Source organism: Curtobacterium guangdongense (genome assembly GCF_049341845.1).
GTDB lineage: Bacteria > Actinomycetota > Actinomycetes > Actinomycetales > Microbacteriaceae > Curtobacterium > Curtobacterium guangdongense.
Map to the genome: position 1 here is coordinate 346172 of NZ_JBMPIT010000006.1, position 18047 is coordinate 364218.

At 70.9% G+C, this 18047-nt stretch carries 16 protein-coding genes; 7 read left to right on the forward strand and 9 right to left on the reverse strand.

The annotated features are described in order from the left end of the window. Positions 1-61: 61 nt before the first annotated feature. The 4 genes from ald to ACO0E1_RS11965 form a co-directional block, all read right to left on the reverse strand. Positions 62-1162: an alanine dehydrogenase gene (gene ald / locus ACO0E1_RS11950; RefSeq protein ID WP_422874383.1), complete on the reverse strand. Its 1101-nt coding sequence runs from the start codon at positions 1160-1162 to the stop codon at positions 62-64. 122 nt (positions 1163-1284) lie between these two features. Next, complete coding sequence (locus ACO0E1_RS11955) at positions 1285-2673, reverse strand: FAD-binding oxidoreductase (RefSeq protein WP_422874384.1); 1389 nt, start codon at positions 2671-2673, stop codon at positions 1285-1287. 37 nt (positions 2674-2710) lie between these two features. Next, a complete protein-coding gene (locus ACO0E1_RS11960) occupies positions 2711-3664 on the reverse strand; it encodes a helix-turn-helix domain-containing protein (protein WP_422874385.1) in 954 nt (317 codons plus the stop codon). Between the two features lie 40 nt (positions 3665-3704). After that, positions 3705-4667 carry a sugar-binding transcriptional regulator gene (locus tag ACO0E1_RS11965; protein ID WP_413601350.1) on the reverse strand — a complete coding sequence of 321 codons (963 nt, stop codon included), beginning with the start codon at positions 4665-4667 and terminating at the stop codon, positions 3705-3707. Between the two features lie 181 nt (positions 4668-4848). Here ACO0E1_RS11965 and ACO0E1_RS11970 point away from each other — a divergent pair, with 181 nt between their 5' ends. Further along, positions 4849-6591 carry a glycerol-3-phosphate dehydrogenase/oxidase gene (locus ACO0E1_RS11970; RefSeq protein WP_422874386.1) on the forward strand — a complete coding sequence of 581 codons (1743 nt, stop codon included), beginning with the start codon at positions 4849-4851 and terminating at the stop codon, positions 6589-6591. Between the two features lie 70 nt (positions 6592-6661). On the opposite strand, the gene ACO0E1_RS11975 is transcribed toward ACO0E1_RS11970, so the two are convergent. Continuing rightward, complete coding sequence (locus ACO0E1_RS11975) at positions 6662-7318, reverse strand: histidine phosphatase family protein (protein ID WP_413601348.1); 657 nt, start codon at positions 7316-7318, stop codon at positions 6662-6664. 26 nt (positions 7319-7344) lie between these two features. Next, the gene (gene ykgO, locus ACO0E1_RS11980; protein ID WP_022905672.1) at positions 7345-7467 is read right to left on the reverse strand and encodes a type B 50S ribosomal protein L36; all 123 of its coding nucleotides are present in this window, start codon (positions 7465-7467) and stop codon (positions 7345-7347) included. A gap of 45 nt (positions 7468-7512) precedes the next feature. On the opposite strand from ykgO, the gene ACO0E1_RS11985 reads away from it, so the two are divergent. Then, positions 7513-8562 (forward strand): CobW C-terminal domain-containing protein, encoded by a 1050-nt coding sequence (locus ACO0E1_RS11985; RefSeq protein ID WP_422874387.1) that lies wholly within the window; start codon positions 7513-7515, stop codon positions 8560-8562. Positions 8563-8800: 238 nt separating this feature from the next. Here the strand turns inward: ACO0E1_RS11985 and ACO0E1_RS11990 are convergent, their stop codons facing one another. Next, on the reverse strand, positions 8801-10318 hold the full coding sequence (locus ACO0E1_RS11990; protein WP_422874388.1) for an MFS transporter: 1518 nt from the start codon (positions 10316-10318) through the stop codon (positions 8801-8803). A gap of 211 nt (positions 10319-10529) precedes the next feature. Between ACO0E1_RS11990 and ACO0E1_RS11995 the strand changes: the two genes are divergently transcribed. Then, positions 10530-11057 (forward strand): DinB family protein, encoded by a 528-nt coding sequence (locus tag ACO0E1_RS11995; RefSeq protein ID WP_422874389.1) that lies wholly within the window; start codon positions 10530-10532, stop codon positions 11055-11057. A gap of 150 nt (positions 11058-11207) precedes the next feature. On the opposite strand, the gene ACO0E1_RS12000 is transcribed toward ACO0E1_RS11995, so the two are convergent. Both ACO0E1_RS12000 and ACO0E1_RS12005 read right to left on the reverse strand, forming a co-directional pair. Beyond that, positions 11208-12170, reverse strand: coding sequence for a sugar-binding transcriptional regulator (locus ACO0E1_RS12000; protein ID WP_422874390.1), 963 nt, complete (start codon positions 12168-12170; stop codon positions 11208-11210). An 83-nt stretch (positions 12171-12253) separates the two neighbouring features. Then, on the reverse strand, positions 12254-13051 hold the full coding sequence (locus ACO0E1_RS12005; protein ID WP_422874391.1) for a GolD/DthD family dehydrogenase: 798 nt from the start codon (positions 13049-13051) through the stop codon (positions 12254-12256). Between the two features lie 129 nt (positions 13052-13180). Between ACO0E1_RS12005 and ACO0E1_RS12010 the strand changes: the two genes are divergently transcribed. From ACO0E1_RS12010 to ACO0E1_RS12025, 4 genes are all read left to right on the forward strand, one after another. Then, positions 13181-14311 carry a zinc-binding dehydrogenase gene (locus ACO0E1_RS12010; RefSeq protein WP_422874392.1) on the forward strand — a complete coding sequence of 377 codons (1131 nt, stop codon included), beginning with the start codon at positions 13181-13183 and terminating at the stop codon, positions 14309-14311. A 26-nt stretch (positions 14312-14337) separates the two neighbouring features. Beyond that, a complete protein-coding gene (locus tag ACO0E1_RS12015) occupies positions 14338-15687 on the forward strand; it encodes an MFS transporter (protein ID WP_422874393.1) in 1350 nt (449 codons plus the stop codon). A 71-nt stretch (positions 15688-15758) separates the two neighbouring features. Continuing rightward, entirely contained in the window at positions 15759-17501 is a 1743-nt protein-coding gene (locus tag ACO0E1_RS12020) for a dihydroxyacetone kinase family protein (protein WP_422874394.1), read from the forward strand. Continuing rightward, complete coding sequence (locus tag ACO0E1_RS12025; protein ID WP_422874395.1) at positions 17498-17974, forward strand: ribose-5-phosphate isomerase; 477 nt, start codon at positions 17498-17500, stop codon at positions 17972-17974. Before ACO0E1_RS12020 ends, ACO0E1_RS12025 begins: the two co-directional genes overlap by 4 nt. The last annotated feature ends 73 nt before the right edge of the window (positions 17975-18047 follow it).

The following is an 18047-nucleotide window of genomic DNA, read 5'->3' on the forward strand; positions in this document are numbered from 1 at the left end:
CACGCGGCACGATGCCCGCGAAGTGTCGCTCAGCGCGTGAGGTCGTGCGGACCAATCTCCGTCAGGCGGCGGACGCGACCAAGCCGTGGGCAGCGGCCACTGCGTCGTTCGTGACGCGGCCGGCGTGCACGTTGAGGCCCTTCGCCAGGGCGGCGTCGGACTCGAGCGCCGCCGCCCAACCCTGGTTCGCGATCGCCAGGGCGTAGGGCAGCGTCGCGTTCGTCAGCGCGATCGTCGACGTGCGCGGGACGGCCCCCGGCATGTTCGCCACGCAGTAGTACACAGCGTCGTGCACGCGGAACGTCGGGTCGTCGTGCGTCGTCGGGTGCGAGCCCTCGAAGCAGCCGCCCTGGTCGATCGCGATGTCGACGAGCACCGATCCCGGGCGCATGTCCGCGACCATGGCGTCGGTCACGAGCTTCGGTGCCGAGGCCCCGGGGATGAGCACCGACCCGATGACGAGGTCCGCGTCCTGCAGCGCCGTCGCGATCGCGTGAGTGGACGAGCGGAGCGTCGTGATGCGTCCGTCGAACCGGGCGTCGAGCGCACGGAGTCGCGGCAGGCTGATGTCGAACACGGTGACGTCTGCACCCATCCCGAGGGCGATCGTCGCGGCGTGCTCGCCGGCGACGCCGCCGCCGATCACGACGACGCGGCCCTTCGGCGTGCCGGGGACGCCGCCGAGCAGCAGCCCGCGGCCGCCGTGCGCCGCCATCAGGTGGTTCGCGCCCACCTGGGCGGACAGGCGTCCGGCGATCTCCGACATCGGGGACAGCAGCGGCAGCGACCGGTCGGGCAACTGAACGGTCTCGTACGCGATGGCCGTCGTACCCGAAGCCACGAGGGCGTCGGTGAGCGGCCGGTCAGCGGCGAGGTGGAGGTAGGTGAAGAGCACCTGCCCGGGTCGGATCGACGCGTACTCGGACGCGACGGGCTCCTTGACCTTCAGCACCAGCTCGGCCCGCGACCACACGTCGTCGGCAGTGGGGACGATGGTGGCCCCGGCTGCGGCGTACTCCTCGTCCGGGAACGACGACCCGGTCCCGGCTCCGGCCTGCACGAGGACCTCGTGCCCGTGCATCGTGAGTTCGGCGACGCCGGCCGGGGTGGCGGCGACACGGAACTCGTTGTTCTTGATCTCGGTGGGGACGCCGATCAGCATGGCGGACTCCTTCGTGGGCGATGTGGCTCGGTCGAGCACCATCCAGCCACTCGCGCGTGTCCGTCGTGTTACACCCGAACATCCGGATGATCAGGAGCGAATCGGTGTCACCGAATTCGGCGTCAGAGCACCTTGCCCGGGTTGAGGATCCCGTTCGGATCGAACACGCGCCGGATCCCCCGTTGCAGCGTCACCAGGTCGTCGCCGAGCTCGTCCCCGATCCACCGTCGCTTCAGGACGCCGACTCCGTGCTCCCCGGTCAACGTGCCGCCGAGCTCGATCGCCGCTCGGAACAGCGCATCGGCCGCGTCCCAGACGTGCTGCGGCACCTCGTCCCCGTCGAACACGAAGTTCGGGTGCAGGTTGCCGTCCCCCGCGTGGGCGACGGTCGGGATCGCGACGCCGTGCTCGTGCCCGATCGCCGCCACCCGGTCGAACATGTCCGCGAGTCGGCTGCGCGGGACCGCGACGTCTTCGATGAGCACCTGTCCGCGGGCTTCCATGGCCGCGTGGAACGACCGGCGGATCGTCAGCAGGCGCTCGCGTTCGTCGCCGTCGACCGCCCGGCGGACGGTTCCGCCGGCGGCCTGGAGGACCGGCTCGGCTCCGCGCGCCGCCTCCGCTGCGCCCACGCCGTCGAACTCGACGAGCAGGAACGCCCCGCCGGCGGGGACCGCTCCCACGGACTCGGCGATGACGTCCGGTCCCAGGTACGCCGCGATCCCGGCGAGCGCGGCGGCGTCGAGCAGTTCGACGGTCGACGGCCGTTCCGACCCGTGCACGACGTCGGCTGCCGCGGCTGCCGCAGCTCGGACGTCCGGGAAGACCGCACCGAGCGTCGCGGGCTTCCCCGACGGCACCGGGACCAGCCGGACGGTAGCCCCGACGATCACCCCGAGGGTGCCCTCGGAGCCGACCATGAGCGCGGTGAGGTCGAGCCCGGTGACGCCCTTCACGGTGCGGTGCCCGGTGGAGACCAGGCGCCCGTCCGCGAGCACGACGTCGAGCCCGAGGACGGCCTCGCGCGTCACGCCGTACTTCACGCAGCGCAGGCCCCCGGCGTTCGTGGCGATGTTCCCACCGACGCTCGAGATGGCCGCGCTGGCGGGGTCGGGCGCGAACCGGAGCCCGAGTGGCAGGACCGCGGCGTTCAGGGCACCGTTCAGCACGCCGGGCTCCACGACCGCGAGCTCGTCGTCGGCCGAGACCTCGACGATGCGGTCCATCAGCGCGACGCTCAGCACCGCCGACCCGTCCGTGCCGTTCGCCCCACCGGCGAGCCCGGTGCCCGCGCCTCGAGGGACGACGCCCACCCCGAGGTCGTTGCACGTGCGGAGCGTCGCCTGCACGTGCGCGACGGTGCGGGCCTCGACGAGTGCTGCCGGGCGGCCGGACGCGACCCAGCCGGACTTGTCCGTCCTCGTGGCGTCCAGTGCGTCGGCGTCGTCCCGCACGATCAGCCCGTCCGGGTCGTCGAGGGCGGATCGGAGTCGGGTGACGACGGTGTCCATGCGGCCAACGCTACCGAGCCGGGACGCTGCGGTGCTGTCAGCCGCGGCTGCGGAGCGACTCGCTCGGAAGCTCCCCGAAGCGTGTCCGGTACGCGGCCGAGAACCGGCCGAGGTGGCCGAAGCCCCACGACCTGGCGATCTCGGCGACGGAGAGCTCGTCGCGGTCGGCGCGGCGGAGGTCGTTGTGCGCGCCTTCGAGTCGGACTTCCCGGAGAAGCTCGCCCGGGGTCTGGTCGAGGTGGCGACGCAGGGACTGCTGCAGCCCACGCGGGCTGAGTCCGGCCGCGTCGGCGATCTCCGAGGTGCCGATGGGTTCGTTGGCGTGCGCGTGCACGTACTCGAGCGCACGGCGGAGTCGCTCGTGCTCCGGACCGTTGCCGGCGACCGTCGCCCGCCAGGTCGCCCGCTGCGGGAACGCCCGGAGCGCCGCGACCGAGAACGCCTCGGCGATGTCCCGCCGGGCGATGTCGTCGAGGTCCTGCTCCATGTCGAGCCAGGTCGACGAGTGCTGTTGCACGATCGACCGCCACAGCCGCATGCCCTCTGCCGACGGCGCGCGGAGCGGCTCGAACGTGAACGCGGGGTCGCCGGTCAGTCCGGTCACGAAGGCCCGGTCGAGGTGCACCATGCTCAGTGCGATGTCCCGCTGGTGGAGTTCGTACGCGGTCTCCGTCGGCAGGACCACGGGGACCCCTGGTTCGAGGTCGACGCTCTCGCCGCCGGTCGTCATCGTGCTCGTCCCGCCACGGACCCACGCGACGATGAACTCGTCCGCGACGAAGCTCTCGCACCGCAGGTCGACGCCGAACCGTGTCGTCCGCAGGGACATCCGCTGATCCCCCACCCCGGCGAAGTCCCACTTGGTCTTCGGCGACGTGCGACGGACCGTCGGCGTGCGGAGGTCGTAGTCGACCGAGAAGAACGCGATCGCGTCATCGACGTCGGTGCCGGCGAGCCGCCGGAACCACCGAGAACCCTGGCGGTCATCCATGGCGATGACGGTACGCCGGACCACCGACATCGGCGGATCGTCAGGGCTGCAGGATGGCCTGTCCGATGCTCTCGTCGAGGATCAGGTCCGTGATGAGCCCGGCCGCGAGGGCGCCCTTGAGCGACGCCGCCTTGCCGCGTCCCGCCACCACGCAGATGCGCCGCGGAGCCCGTTTGATGGTGTCGAGGTCCGGGCCGCCGGCGCGGGCGTTCACCCCGATGTCCCGCCACGACCCGTCGGCGCGGTAGAACACGGTCGAGACGTCCCCGACGACCTTCGCCTTCGTCAGTTCCTCGCGGTCGGCCGGGTCCAGGTACCCGCCGGAGTACACGTGCGAGGGAACCGGGGCCTGCGGCGCACCGACACCGAACACGACGACGTCCATCCGCTCGTGCAGGTCGAGCACGCGCCGGATCGAGCGCTCGCGGAACAGGGCCTCCTTCGTCGCCGGGTCGTCGAAGAACGCCGGGACGGGGAACTGCTGCACGAGCGCGCCGTACGCCTCGCCGAAGCGCCGGAGGATCTCCGACGCGTAGACGATGCCGGTGGTGCGCGTGTTCGCCGCGCCGTTCACCTGCACGACGGTGGAGCCATGGGTGGTCTTCGGCACGAGGTACCGGCTGACGGCGCTCACCGTCGAGCCCCACGACAGCCCGATCACCATGTTCGACTCGATGTACTGCGTCAGGATCCGCGCCGCGGACAGCGCGACCCGCTCGAGCCGGTCCACGTCGCTCGTGTGGTCCGGCACCGGGACCACGTGCGCGTGCACTCCGAACCGTGCACGGATGTTCCGGCTGAGCGCGGCGGCCTGGTCGAGCGGCGAGCGGATCTGGATGTCGACGAGCCCGGTGTCCCTGGCGTGCTTGAGCAACCGGGACACCGACGAGCGCGATGTGCCGAGCTCGTCGGCGATGGCGTCCATCGTCAGGTCCTGCAGGTAGTACAGGTGCGCGGCGCGCAGCGCCTGCTGGGTGCGCATCGGTTGGGCGGCATCGCTCATGGAGCCAACCATGCACGGACGTGCACGGCGTCTGCAAGCCCGGCCGAGCCTCCCGTCCCCCGTTCCGGGCCGGACCACAGGTGTTCTGCACGTTCGTGCACGCAAGTTGCCCGACCGTTCACGAAGGCGCACGATCGAACTCGAACCCAGGAACCGACCCCAGAAAGCGACGCGTACGCACATGTCGAAGACGACGCAGCCCCGACGCACGGTGACATCGCTCACCGAGCGCCCGAACGCACAGGTCCTCATCGTCGGTGGCGGCATCAACGGCATCGCCACCTTCCGCGACCTCGCCCTGCAGGGCGTCGACGTCGCGCTCGTCGAGCGCGGCGACTACGCCTCCGGCGCCTCTGCGGCGTCGAGCCACATGATCCACGGTGGCATCCGCTACCTCGAGAACGGCGAGTTCCGCCTGGTGCGCGAGAGCGTGCAGGAGCGCAACGGGCTGATCCGCATCGCCCCGCACTACGTCAAGCCGCTGCAGACGACGATGCCGATCTTCTCGACGTTCTCCGGCATCATGAACGCCCCGCTGCGGATGCTGACGCACAAGCAGCGCTCCACCAAGGAGCGTGGCGCGATGCTCATCAAGATCGGCATGACGATCTACGACTCCTTCTCGCGTGACGGCGGCTCCGTCCCGAAGCACGTCTTCCGCACCAAGAAGGCAGCGCTCGAGGACATGCCGGCGCTCAACAAGGACCTGAAGTACACCGGGACCTACTACGACGCCTCCGTCCACGAGCCGGAGCGCCTGGCGCTCGACGTGCTCAAGGACGGCCTGGCCGCAGGCACAGGGACCGGTTCCGCCGCGACCGCCCGTGCGACCAACTACGTCGAGGCAGCCGGCACCCGCGACGGCGGCGTCGTGCTGCGCGACCGCGAGACCGGCGACGAGTTCGTGTTCTCCGCCGACGTCGTGATCAACGCCTCTGGCCCCTGGACCGACCTGACGAACGGCGCGTTCGGCGGCGACACGACGTTCATGGGCGGCACGAAGGGCTCCCACATCGTCGTGCACAACGACGAGCTGCTCGAGGCCACGAAGGGCCGTGAGCTGTTCTTCGAGAACGACGACGGCCGCATCGTGCTGATCTACCCGCTCAAGGGCCGGGTGCTCATCGGCACGACGGACATCGACGCCGACCCCTCGAAGCCGGTCACGACGACGGACGAGGAGATCGACTACTTCTTCGGGCTCGTCAAGCACGTGTTCCCGCAGATCGAGGTCACGCGCGACCACATCGTCTACAGCTACTCCGGCATCCGCCCGCTCCCCCGCCACGAGGACACCGCCCCCGGGTTCGTGTCGCGTGACTACCGGATCGTGGACACCCCGATCGCCGGTCTCCCGAAGAGCACCGTGCTGTCGCTCGTCGGCGGCAAGTGGACGACCTTCCGCGCCCTCGCCGCGCACCTGTCGACCGAGGCCACCACGAAGCTCGGTGTCGCCCGCAAGGTCGACACGACCGGCATGGCGATCGGTGGCGGCAAGGAGTTCCCGACCACGGACGCCCAGCGTGCACTGTGGATCAAGTCGCACCGCGACGGGCTCGACGAGCACCTGGTCGAGGGGCTGCTCGAGCGCTACGGCACCCGCGCGGCCGAGGTCGTGGACGTCCTCACCGACGGCCCGGTCGAGCCGCTCGAGTCCGACCCGGCCCTCACCCGGGCCGAGGTCGCGTACTTCGCCGAGCACGAGCACGCCGTGCACCTGGTCGACGTGGTGCTCCGCCGCACCAACCTCGCGTTCGTCGGTGGCGTCACGATCGACCTGCTCGACGAGCTCGCGGACGTGCTCGCCGGGGTGCTCGGTTGGACGACGGAGGAGCGTGCGGACGAGGTCCAGCGCACCCTCGACGTCCTGCGCGAGTCGCACGGTGTCATCGTGCCGCTGACGGCGGCGCCGGCACGCGCGTAGACGCCACCACAGACGGACTGGAGGCTCGGTGCCAGCTGGCACCGAGCCTCCTTCCTGTCCGTGGCCGGGTTCAGAACCGCTCGCCGGTCGGATCCTGCGCGGTCCGGTCGACGAGGTCGTCGCCGCCCATCGGCTCGCCCGCCCAGTCGACCAGTCGCCAGCCGTCGGCGGTGGAGCCCTCGAGCTCGACGACACCGGTGTTCTCCAGGTGCCGGCTCGCACCGAGGTCGTTCGGGGTGTTCTGCGCCGTCACGGCCGACCAGATCCGGATCGCCGCGCCGTGGCTGAACGCCGCGGCGACGGCGACCCCGGTGTCCTCGATCTGCCGGATCGCGTCGTCGTAGCGGTCGAAGAAGTCCTCACCGGTCTCGGCTCCTGGCATCCGGGCCTCGCGCTCACCCGACGCCCACGCGTAGCAAGCGGCGAGGTAGCGCTGGACGGAGGTCTCGTCGCGCGCACCCTGCAGGTCGCCGGCCTCGATCTCACGGAGGCCGGGGAGCACCACGGGGTCGATCCCGAGCGATGCGGCCAGCGGCGCCGCGGTGACGTGCGTCCGGATCATGCTCGACACGAAGAGCTTCTCGATGCCCCGGTCCGCCAGGGCCTCCGGCAGCGCGGCGGCCTGCTGCTGCCCGAGCTCCGTCAGCCCGGGCCCGGGGACCTCGGCATCGAGGACGCCGTTCACGTTCGCGGGGGTCTGGCCGTGTCGGATGAGCAGCAATCGCATGCTGCCACCCTACGGAACCCCGGTGGTCAGCCCTGTCGCGTGTTCCACCGCGGGTTCTGCTTGTTGATGACGTAGACCCGGCCGCGGCGACGGACGACCTGCGAGCCGGGGATCTTCTTGAGCGCCTTGAGCGAGTTGCGGACCTTCACGAGTGACCTCCTTGTTGATAACGGTTTTCATGTACATTAGCCGACATGCGACCAGCCGTCATCACGCTCGTGTCCGCCCTCCACGAGGTCGACGCCGACCGCGTCGCCGCCCGACTGACGACGCCGTCCGGTGCAGCGGGCAGGCAGCGGGGGCACCGGATGCACGTCACCGGGAGCGCCTTCGCGGCGGCACGGGCGATCGCTGCGAGGACCGACCAACTCGACCGGGTCTGCGGCCCCGATGCCGATCACGACCTCGTCGTGACCCTCGCCCCGGGCGCGGACACCCGTGCGGTGGGGATGCTCCTCGCGAACGCCGCGAGGAGCGAGCACGGCGACGACCGGGTCCTCCGGCACGCCGTGGCCGTGCTCCGCGCCGACGACGTCGCACACCTGCTGTGGTCCGACGTGGACGACGCGTTCGTGGCCGCCGACCGGGTCGCCGCACTCGTCGAGTACTCGACCGTGATCGCCCTGGACCGGTTCGCGGGGCTGACCGGGCGTCGACGTCGTGCACTGGTGGCGCTGCTGCACCGGATGGCGCCGCACGCCGTGATCGTGGCACTCGACCGGGTGCACTCCGCCGCTGACCTGCCGGCGTCGAACGGGGGTGCTGCGCGGCTCCTCGCGACGGGAGCCGGGTGGATGCGGGCGCTGTCGAGCGGGGCGGACCTCGGGCGGGGCACGCGGGACGACCTCGTCACGCTGCGCTACCGGGAGCCGCTGCCGTTCCACCCCGGGCGGCTGGCGTCCGTGATCGAGGACGACCTCGCCGCCGGGGTGAACGGCCGGGTGCTGCGTTCCCGGGGGTTCTTCCGCCTGGCATCACGCCCGGACCACGTCGGGTCGTGGGCGAGCTTCGGGGCGATGCTCGCGCTCGATCCCACGGCGAACCCGTCGTGGGACGAGGACGCCCCGATCGGGCAGGCGATCTGGTTCGTCGGGGAGCGGCTCGACGTCCCCGGCATCGAGCGCGCACTGGACGGGGCGCTGCTCACGCCGGACGAGCTGCTCGCGGGGCCGGACCTCTGGCGGACATGGGCGGATCCGTTCCCCGCGTGGCCGGCGCTCGACCACGAGCACGGGCGCGACTGAGGGGAACGCCGCGCGTGCTGTGCTCCCCTCCCCCGGCCGGCACCGACTCGGAACGACGGAACGACGGAGCGACGCACGCACCGACGGGAGGCACGGTGCGAGTCGGACTCGCACCGTGCCTCCCGTCGGTGGTCGCGCTCGGATCGCACTCCGCTCCGGACATCGCGCCCCGTCGCCACGGGGCGCGATGTCCGTACCCGGGCGCGATCGGCCAAGCGCGCGACGCGCCAGCGCGCGCTCAGCGCGCGGCGGCCGGCTCGCGCTCGCGCGCCTCGCGGGCGGCGTCCTCCGCCGCGAACGGCAGGTCGCCGAGGTCGAGGTTCGGGTTCGTGTCCTGGGTGAGCACGAGCTCGCGGGCCTCGTCGTCGGACTCCACGGCCGGCATCGACCCGGGCAGCGGGCGCCGCGAGGACTCCTTCATGCAGAACACTCCGACCGCGCCGATGACACTCATCGCCATCAGGAAGTACGCCGGTGCCAGCTCGTCGCCGGTCCACGTCAGGAGCGCCTGCACGATGAGCGGCGTCGTCCCACCGAACACCGCGATCGCGATGTTGTACGCGAACCCCATGCCGCCGTAGCGGGTGTTCGTCGGGAAGAGTGCCGGGAGCGACGCAGCCTGGTTCGACACCCACAGCGCCGTCATCAGCGCGAGCAGCCCGAGACCGAGCAGCGTCGACCACTGCGCGCCGTGCCCGATGAGCATGAACGCCGGGATGACGAGCACGACCGTCGTCGCCGCACCGATCCACATCACGACGCGGCGGCCGAGCTTGTCGGACAGCTTGCCGGTCAGCGGGAGCATCACGGCGAGGAGCACGAGCACGGGGATCGTGAGCAGCGTGCCGTCGAGCGCGGAGTACCCGAGCGAGTCGGTGAGGTACGTCGGCATGTACGAGGTCAGCGCGTAGCCGACGGTGTTCGACGCCGCGACGAGCATCACGGCGATGACGATCGGACGCCAGTGCTCCTTGACCATCACGAAGACGTTGCGCGGGCGGCCCTGGGCTTCCGCGATCGCGTCGGTCGCAGCAGCCTGCGCGGCCTGGGTCGCCTGGAACACGGGCGACTCCTCGATGCGCAGGCGGAAGTAGATCGCGACGGTGCCGATCACACCGGCGAGGAGGAACGGCAGACGCCAACCCCACGCGGTCATGGTCTCCTCACCGAGCGAGACCTGGAGCACGGAGACGACCGCCGCGCCGAGCGCGAAGCCCATGTAGCTCCCGAAGTCGAGGAAGCTCGCGAAGAACCCGCGACGACGATCTGGTGCGTACTCGGTGATGAAGGTCGTGGCACCGGCGTACTCACCACCGGTCGAGAAGCCCTGCAGCAGCTTGAGCACCACGAGCAGCACGGGTGCAGCGGCACCGATCAGGGCGTAGTCCGGGAGCGCTCCGATGAGGAACGTCGACGCGGCCATCATGATCAGCGTGGTCGCGAGGACCTTCTGCCGCCCGACCTTGTCGCCGAGGCGTCCGAAGACGATCCCCCCGAGGGGCCGGGCGATGTACGTCGCGGCGAAGACACCGAGACTGAACAGGATCTGGACCGCAGGTTCAGCGGTCGGCAGGAAGACCCGCCCCATCGTCACGGCGAGGTAGCCGTAGACACCGACGTCGTACCACTCCATCGTGTTGCCGACGACCATGCCGCCGACGGCCTTGCGCATCATGCTCTTGTCGACCACCGTGACGTCGCTCTGGCGGAGCCGCCGACGCGGTCGGGTGGGGGTACTACTGGGGTCGGAACCCATGCACTTCTCCTCGGGTCATCGCCCGGCCGGTTCGCCGGGCTCGATCGGTTCGGGCAACCGGTCGTGAACGGCGTCGAACGTTACCGAGCGACCGAAATGTCATTGGCCGGTGATTCACAGGCAACGGCGTGTCACCCGGTTGGGGGTCACGCCGCTCCCCTGTGTCCATGGGGAAGCGGAGACCTGAGTAACGAGGTCATAACATCGCGTCATGGCGATCGAACCGGACACGAAGAACTGGACCTGGGTCATCGAGGCCGCGTGCCCCGAGTGCGGCTACGACGGCAGCACGGTGACGATCCGCGACGTGCCGGGGATCATCGAGGCAAACGCCACCGGCTGGCCCGCGGAACTCGCGCGGGACGGCGTCCGTGACCGCCCGGACGACCACACCTGGTCACCGCTCGAGTACGGCGCCCACGTCCGCGACGTGCACCGGAAGATGACCGAACGGCTGGAGCTCATGCTCGCCGAGGACGCCCCGACCTTCCCGAACTGGGACCAGGACGCCACCGCCGAGGAGGACCGCTACGGCGAGCAGGACCCGACGGTCGTGGCGCGGGAGCTCGGCGAGGCCGCACACCGTGCGGCGCGGGCGTTCGACGACGTCCAGGACGACCAGCTCTCCCGCACGGGGCTGCGGTCCGACGGGAGTGCGTTCACGGTCGCGAGCCTCGCGACGTACTACGCACACGACCCGGTGCACCACCTCTGGGACGTGCGGCGCGATCGCGCGTAGGAGGTCGAATCGCGCGTAGGAGGTCGGTTTTTCCGCCCTCCTACGCGCGTTTCCGCCGCCCAGCGCGGGTGCGATGGGTGCGAACGCGCGTCCAGGGCGGACGGGAGGCTCGTGGCGGGGCCGCCACGAGCCTCCCGTCCGGTGCGTGGTTCAGGCGAGCGCGTCGAGCAGGGCGCGCGCCGTCGCCGCGTCCGTCACCAGCTCGTTGACCAGGCCACCGCGGACGGCGCCGATGATGCTCGGCACCTTCGACTCCCCGACCGCCATGCCCACGGCGTGCGGGACCGCGGCGAGCACCTCGCGCGACGTCCGGACCATCCGGTCGCTCCCGGGGAACTCGATCGCCGACCCGTCCGGCGCGTAGAAGTTCAGGCAGACGTCACCGGCCGCCCGGTCGAAGGCCTGGTCCTCGACCGGGACGCCCCGCGCGAGCGCGTCTCGGGTCGGCGTCGGTGCGCCGATGCCGAGGATGGCGCCCTTCGCCCGGCTCCACAGCCCGATGACGTGTTGGAACGCCGGGTCCTCGTCGAGGGAGGCACGCATCGCCTCGGACGGCAGCGCCTGCGCGAACAGGAAGGCCGGGATCGCGCCGGAGCGCTCGGCCGCGGTCCGGGTGATCTCGTTCGTCTGGAACCACGGCATCGGGTCCGCCTGACCACCAACCGTCGGGACGAGCTGCACACCGGCGAGCGGGGGCATGCCGACATGGGCGACGTCGTAGACCGTGCGACCGGACGACATCAGGACGGCGTCGCCAGGGACGAGTGCCATCCCGTCGACGGCAGCCGCGAGCGGGGCGGCGAGGTCGGCACCGAGCGTCGCCGTGTGCGTCACCGCGGCGAGGTGGACGGCCCGGAGCCCGAGCACCACCTGGAGCCGTTCGGCGAGCGCGACGGTCTCGTCCTGGAACGGGTCGACGACCTCGATGCGGACGAGTCCCGCGCGCCTGGCCTCGGCGACCAGGCGGGAGACCGTCGGCCGGGAGACACCGAGGCGCGAGGCGATCTCGACCTGCGTGGCGTCCTCGAGGTAGTACATCCGTGCGGCCTGGTACACCGTGTCGAGCGGGAAGCGGCTGCGCCCGGCGTCCGTGGGAGATGACTCGGCGGACATGGAGCGGGACCTTCCCTCGGGGCGGACGCCGACCACGTGTGCGGCGTCGCGGACGGACACCGTGATCGTAGTCCCGGCGCGGGTCACCGGATCGTGAACCCGCCGTCCACACGGAGGTCGGCGCCGTTCACCATCGCGCTCGACTCCCCGGCGAGGAACAGCACGGCCGCGGCGATCTCGTCCGGGGTCGCGAAGCGTCCGGTCGGGATCTCGTCCTGGTGCCTGATGCCGTTCTCGTTCGCCCAGGCAGCCTTGCCGAGGTCGGTGAGCACGACGGTCGGCGACACGGTGTTCACGGTGACACCTCGCCCGCCCCACTCGAGCGCGAGCACGCGGGTCATGCCGATGACCCCGGCCTTCGACGCGCAGTACGCGGCGTGCCCGTCGATACCGACGTGCGCGGCCTGCGAGGCGATGTTCACGATGCGGCCGTACCCGGCGGCGAGCATGTGACGCCCAGCAGCCTGGGCGACCCGGTAGGTGCCGGTGAGGTTGACGTCGATGGTCTTCGCCCACGCCCCCGGCTCGAGGTCCTCGGCCGGGGCGAGCGCGACGATCCCGGCGCAGTTCACGAGGACGTCGATGCGCCCGAAGTGGTCGACGACGTCGGCGATCGTGCGTGCGACGGAGGTCTCGTCGGTGACGTCGCACCCGAAGCCGCCGTGGTGGTCTCCCGTCAGTGCAGCGGCAGCATCGGCGGCGCCGTCCGCCCGGACGTCGACGATCGCGACGCGGGCACCGCGTTCCGCGAGCGCCCTGGCGATGGCGTTGCCGATCCCCGATGCGCCCCCGGTGACGATCGCCGTGCGACCCGTGAAGTCGTTCGTCAGGTCGATGGTGTCCGGCCCGGGACGGAGTGCGGCGGCGAAGTCGGTGGTCATGGTGCGCTCCCTTGCGATCACGGTGCGGCTGCGGTGCCGCCGCACCGAACGTAACAGAAATTGTGTTCTGGACAAACGTTCCGAGAGGTGTACAGTCGACGCCGAAGCGACCCAACGAAGGAGCAGCTGATGTCGACGACGACGCAGACCACGGCCAGCACCACGGCCGACACGACCATCCCGACGACGATGCGTGCCGTCGTCGTCCACGGCCCAGGCGACTACCGCCTCGAGACCCGCCCCGTGCCGACACCGGGCCCCGGGGAGCTCCTGCTCCGCACCGACGCGGTCGGCATCTGCGCGAGCGACCTGAAGTGCTACCACGGCGCCGCGAAGTTCTGGGGCGACGAGAACCGCCCGGCGTGGGCCGAGCGGGACCGCATCCCCGGGCACGAGTTCGTCGGCACGATCGTCTCCGGCGACGACGAGACGCTCGCCAAGCGCAAGGTCTCCATCGGCGACCGCATCGCCTGCGAGCAGATCGTGCCGTGTTGGGAGTGCCGGTACTGCCTCGAGGGCGCGTACTGGATGTGCAACGTGCACGACATGTTCGGCTTCAAGGGCTACGACGGCGCGATGGCCGAGTACGTCCTCGTCCCCGCCAAGGCCCTGACGCACCCGGTGTCGCACGCCCTGCCCGGCCAGGTCGCCGCCTTCGCCGAACCGCTCTCGTGCGCCTTCCACGCCGTCGAGCGCGGCGACATCAAGTTCGGCGACACCGTCGTGATCGCCGGCGCCGGCCCGATCGGCCTGTCCGCCATCGCCGGTGCCCGCCAGAAGAACCCGCTCCGTATCATCGCGCTCGACGTCGTCGAGGCCAAGCTCGAGCTCGCCCGCAAGGTCGGCGCCGACCTGACGATCAACATCGCCGAAGAGGACGCCGTCGCCCGCGTCAAGGAACTCACCGACGGCTACGGCGCCGACGTCTACATCGAGGCGACCGGCCACCCGTCCGCGGTGCCGCAGGGCCTGAACCTGCTCCGCAAGCTCGGCACGTTCGTCGAGTACTCGGTCTTCAAGGACAACGTCTCCGTCGACTGGTCGATCATCTCCGACGACAAGGAGCTCGACGTCCGCGGCGCTCACCTCGGTCCGCACACCTGGCCGGCCGCGATCAAGCTGCTCGAGACCGAGACCCTGCCGATGTCGGAGATCTGCACGCACCAGTTCCCGCTCGAGCGGTTCCAGGAGGCCCTCGACCTGGTCGGCGACTCCGCCGGCGCCAGCGTCAAGGTCTCGATCATCCCGTCGATGTCCTGAACGAACGAACCCAGCAGGAGAAGCACTTGTCAACGACGACACAGCGTGCCACCGGCGCGCCCACCGCACCCCGGGTCGAGGGCCGCCTCGACAAGATGGGCATCCCGCGCCCGCTCGCCCTCGGCTTCCTCGCCGTCCTGGTCTTCATGACCGGGAACGGTGTCGAGTCGAACTTCATCACGCCGCACATGGTCGCGGTCCTCGGCTCCCCCGAGGCCACGGTCGCGACCATCGTGACGTTCTACAGCCTCGCCGCACTGGTCGGCAGCTACATCTCCGGCGCCCTGGCCGACCTGATCGGGCCGCGCAAGGTGATGATCATCGGGTTCGCGGTCTGGGTGGTGTTCGAGGTGCTGTTCCTCATCGCGCTCGGCCTCGGCAGCGTGCCCTTCGCCGCAGTGACCTACGCGATCCGCGGCTTCGGGTACCCGCTGTTCGCCTTCGCCTTCCTGGTGTGGGTGAACATCACCACCCCGGTGGAGCGCAACGGCTCGGCCGTCGGCTGGTTCTACGTCGCCTTCACCGGCGGCCTGCCGACCCTCGGCTCGCTCTTCGCGATCGGCGCCATCCCGGTGTTCGGCGGCGGCACGAGCGGTGAGACCGGCGCGATGGTCGCCTCGATCGGCCTGGTCGTGATCGGGTTCCTGATCCTGCTGTTCGGCGTCCGGCTGCCGAACGGGTTCTCGCGGATCGCACCGGAGGGCGAGAGCGCTTGGCGCGTGCTGACGAGCGGCATCCGGCTGACGGCCACCCGCCCGAAGATCCTGATGGGCTTCCTCGTCCGACTGATCAACACCGCGCCCGAGTTCGGCATGTTCGTCGTCCTGCCCGCCGTCATCGCGAACGAGCGCGGCTGGGGGCAGAGCCGGTGGCTGCTCATGACGGTGTGTGTCTACGCGACGAACATCCTCGTGAACGCCCTGTTCGGCTGGGTCGGCGACAAGATCGGCTGGCAGCGCACCGTCAAGTGGTTCGGCATCATGGGCTCCGCGATCGGGCTCGTCGCCTGGTGGTACGTCCCGCAGCTCGTCCCGGCCGGCTCGACCTGGGGCTACGTGCTCTCCGTCATCGCCGGGTGCGTGTTCGGCTGCCTGCTCGCCGGGTTCGTCCCGATGGGCGCGATCATGCCGGCGCTCGCACCGGAGCACAAGGGCGCCGCGATGGCGATGTACACCACGGCTGCCGGCGGCGCGGCGTTCCTCGGCACCGGTGTCGTGGCCGCGGTCCTCGCCCTCGGCGGTGGCGGCCAGGCCGTGACCTGGACGTTCGTCGGCCTCTACGCCTGCGCGTTCGTGATGATCCACTTCCTCAAGGTCCCGCAGGGCGAGACGGGCGCACACGCTCGAACGTCGTCCCAGGCCACGAGCGCACACTGAGTTCCGGGCGACGGCGGCCGTCCCGTCGTCGCCCGGTGCACCATCCACCTCCACACGAAGGACAGCACCACATGACCACGATCCACGACGACCCGGACGAGTTCGCCGAGGACCAGCTCGCCGGCTGGCTCGCGCTGTACGCCGACCGGGTGCGCGGAGTCCACGGCGGCGTCGTCGCCCTGCCGACCGAGGGCGCCGACCCGCAGGTCGCGGTCGTCGTCGGCGGCGGATCCGGCCACTACCCCGCGTTCTGCGGCGTGGTCGGCCCCGGCTTCGCCACCGGCGCCGTCGTCGGCAACATCTTCACCTCGCCGTCGACCGCCCAGGTGTACGCGGTCGCGAAGGCCGCCGACCAGGGCAAGGGGGTCGTGCTGTCGTTCGGCAACTACGCCGGCGACACGATGAACTTCGGGCTCGCCGCCGAGCGGCTGAACGCGGAGGGCATCGACACCCGGATCGTGATCGTCACCGACGACATCGCGAGCGCCGACGAGGAGGCGAAGCGCCGCGGGATCGCCGGGGACTTCTCGGTGTTCAAGGCGATGGGCGCTGCCGCCGCGGCAGGAGCGGACCTCGACGAGGTCGAGCGCATCGGGAACGCCTCCAACGCGGCGACCCGCACGCTCGGGGTCGCGTTCTCCGGGTGCACCATGCCGGGAGCGACCGAGCCGCTGTTCACCGTGCCGGACGGGCACCTCGGCCTCGGACTCGGCATCCACGGCGAACCCGGCATCGAGGACGTCCCGCTCCTCCGCGCGACCGAGCTCGCGTCCCTGCTGGTGTCGCGGCTGCTCGACGACCGCCCCGCCGGTGCCGGCTCTCGTGTCGCGCCGATCCTGAACGGCCTCGGCGACACGAAGTACGAAGAGCTCTTCCTGCTCTGGGGCCGCGTGCTCCCATTGCTCCAGGACGCCGGCATCGAGGTCGTCGAACCCGAGGTGGGCGAACTCGTGACGAGCCTCGACATGGGCGGCTGCTCGCTCACGCTGCAGTGGCTCGACGACGAGCTCGAAGCGCTGTGGCGCGCCGATGCGTACACGCCCGCGTACCGCAAGGTGGCGGCGCCGGTCAGCGCGCTCGTGCCGGCCGAGGCGGTGGCCGACGCCGAGGAGGCGGCGACCGTCGTGCCGGAGGCGACCGATGCCTCCAGGCAGGCGGCGCGGACGGTCCGCAGCGCGATCGAGGCGATCGACGCGCTCCTCCGGGAGCACGAGGAGGAACTCGGCCGGATCGACGCGGTCGCCGGTGACGGCGACCACGGTCGCGGCATGGTGAAGGGGATCGGTGCCGCCCGCAAGGCGGTCGACCGGGTCGGACAGGAGGCAGGGGTCGCCTTCGTCCTCGGCCGCGCCGGTGATGCGTGGGCGGAGTTCGCAGGCGGCACCTCCGGAGTCCTGTGGGGCGCGGCGCTCGAGGCCTTCGGCCGCTCGCTGGGCGACGACCGGGACGTCTACGAGGCGACCGACGTCGTGGACGCCGCGCAGGCCTTCGCGGACTCGATCGTGCACCTCGGCGGGGCATCGCGTGGGGACAAGACGCTCCTCGACGCGCTGTTGCCGTTCGTCGCTTCGCTGGGTTCCTCGGTCGAGGCCGGACAGTCGCTCGCTTCCGCATGGCAGGGCGCCGCGGAGGTGGCTCGTGACGAGGCCGCGAAGACCGCCGACCTCACGCCGAAGGTCGGACGCGCCCGACCGCTCGCGGAGAAGAGCCTGGGGACACCCGATGCGGGTGCCACCTCGATGGGGATGATCCTGACGCGTGTCGGCGAGGTCCTCGCCGACAGTGCCGCAACGAAGGAAGGAACGAACGCATGACGTACCGTCTCGTGATCGGCTCGGACGATGCCGGATTCGACTACAAGGAGATCATCAAGCAGGACCTGCTGGCCGACGACCGGGTCTCGGATGTCACCGACGTCGGCGTGGACGCGGACGGGCACACCGCCTACCCGCACGTCGCCGTCGACGCTGCCCGGATGGTGGCGAACGGCGAGGCCGACCGCGCCATCCTGATCTGCGGCACCGGCCTCGGCGTCGCGATCAGCGCGAACAAGGTGCCCGGGATCCGGGCCGTCACCGCGCACGACTCGTTCAGCGTCGAGCGCTCGGTGCTGTCGAACGACGCCCAGGTCCTCTGCATGGGGCAGCGCGTCATCGGCGTGGAGCTCGCACGACGCCTCGCTCGCGAGTGGCTCGGCTACGAGTTCGACACGTCCTCGGCCAGCGCCGCGAAGGTGCAGGCGATCTGTGAGTACGACGGCAGCGCTCCCGCCGGCGTCGACGCCTAGGTGTAGTTCCCCGTGAGGTTGTGAACGCGATCTGATGGGGTTTGGCCGCCGAGTCCGGTGTGGGGTCGGTGGT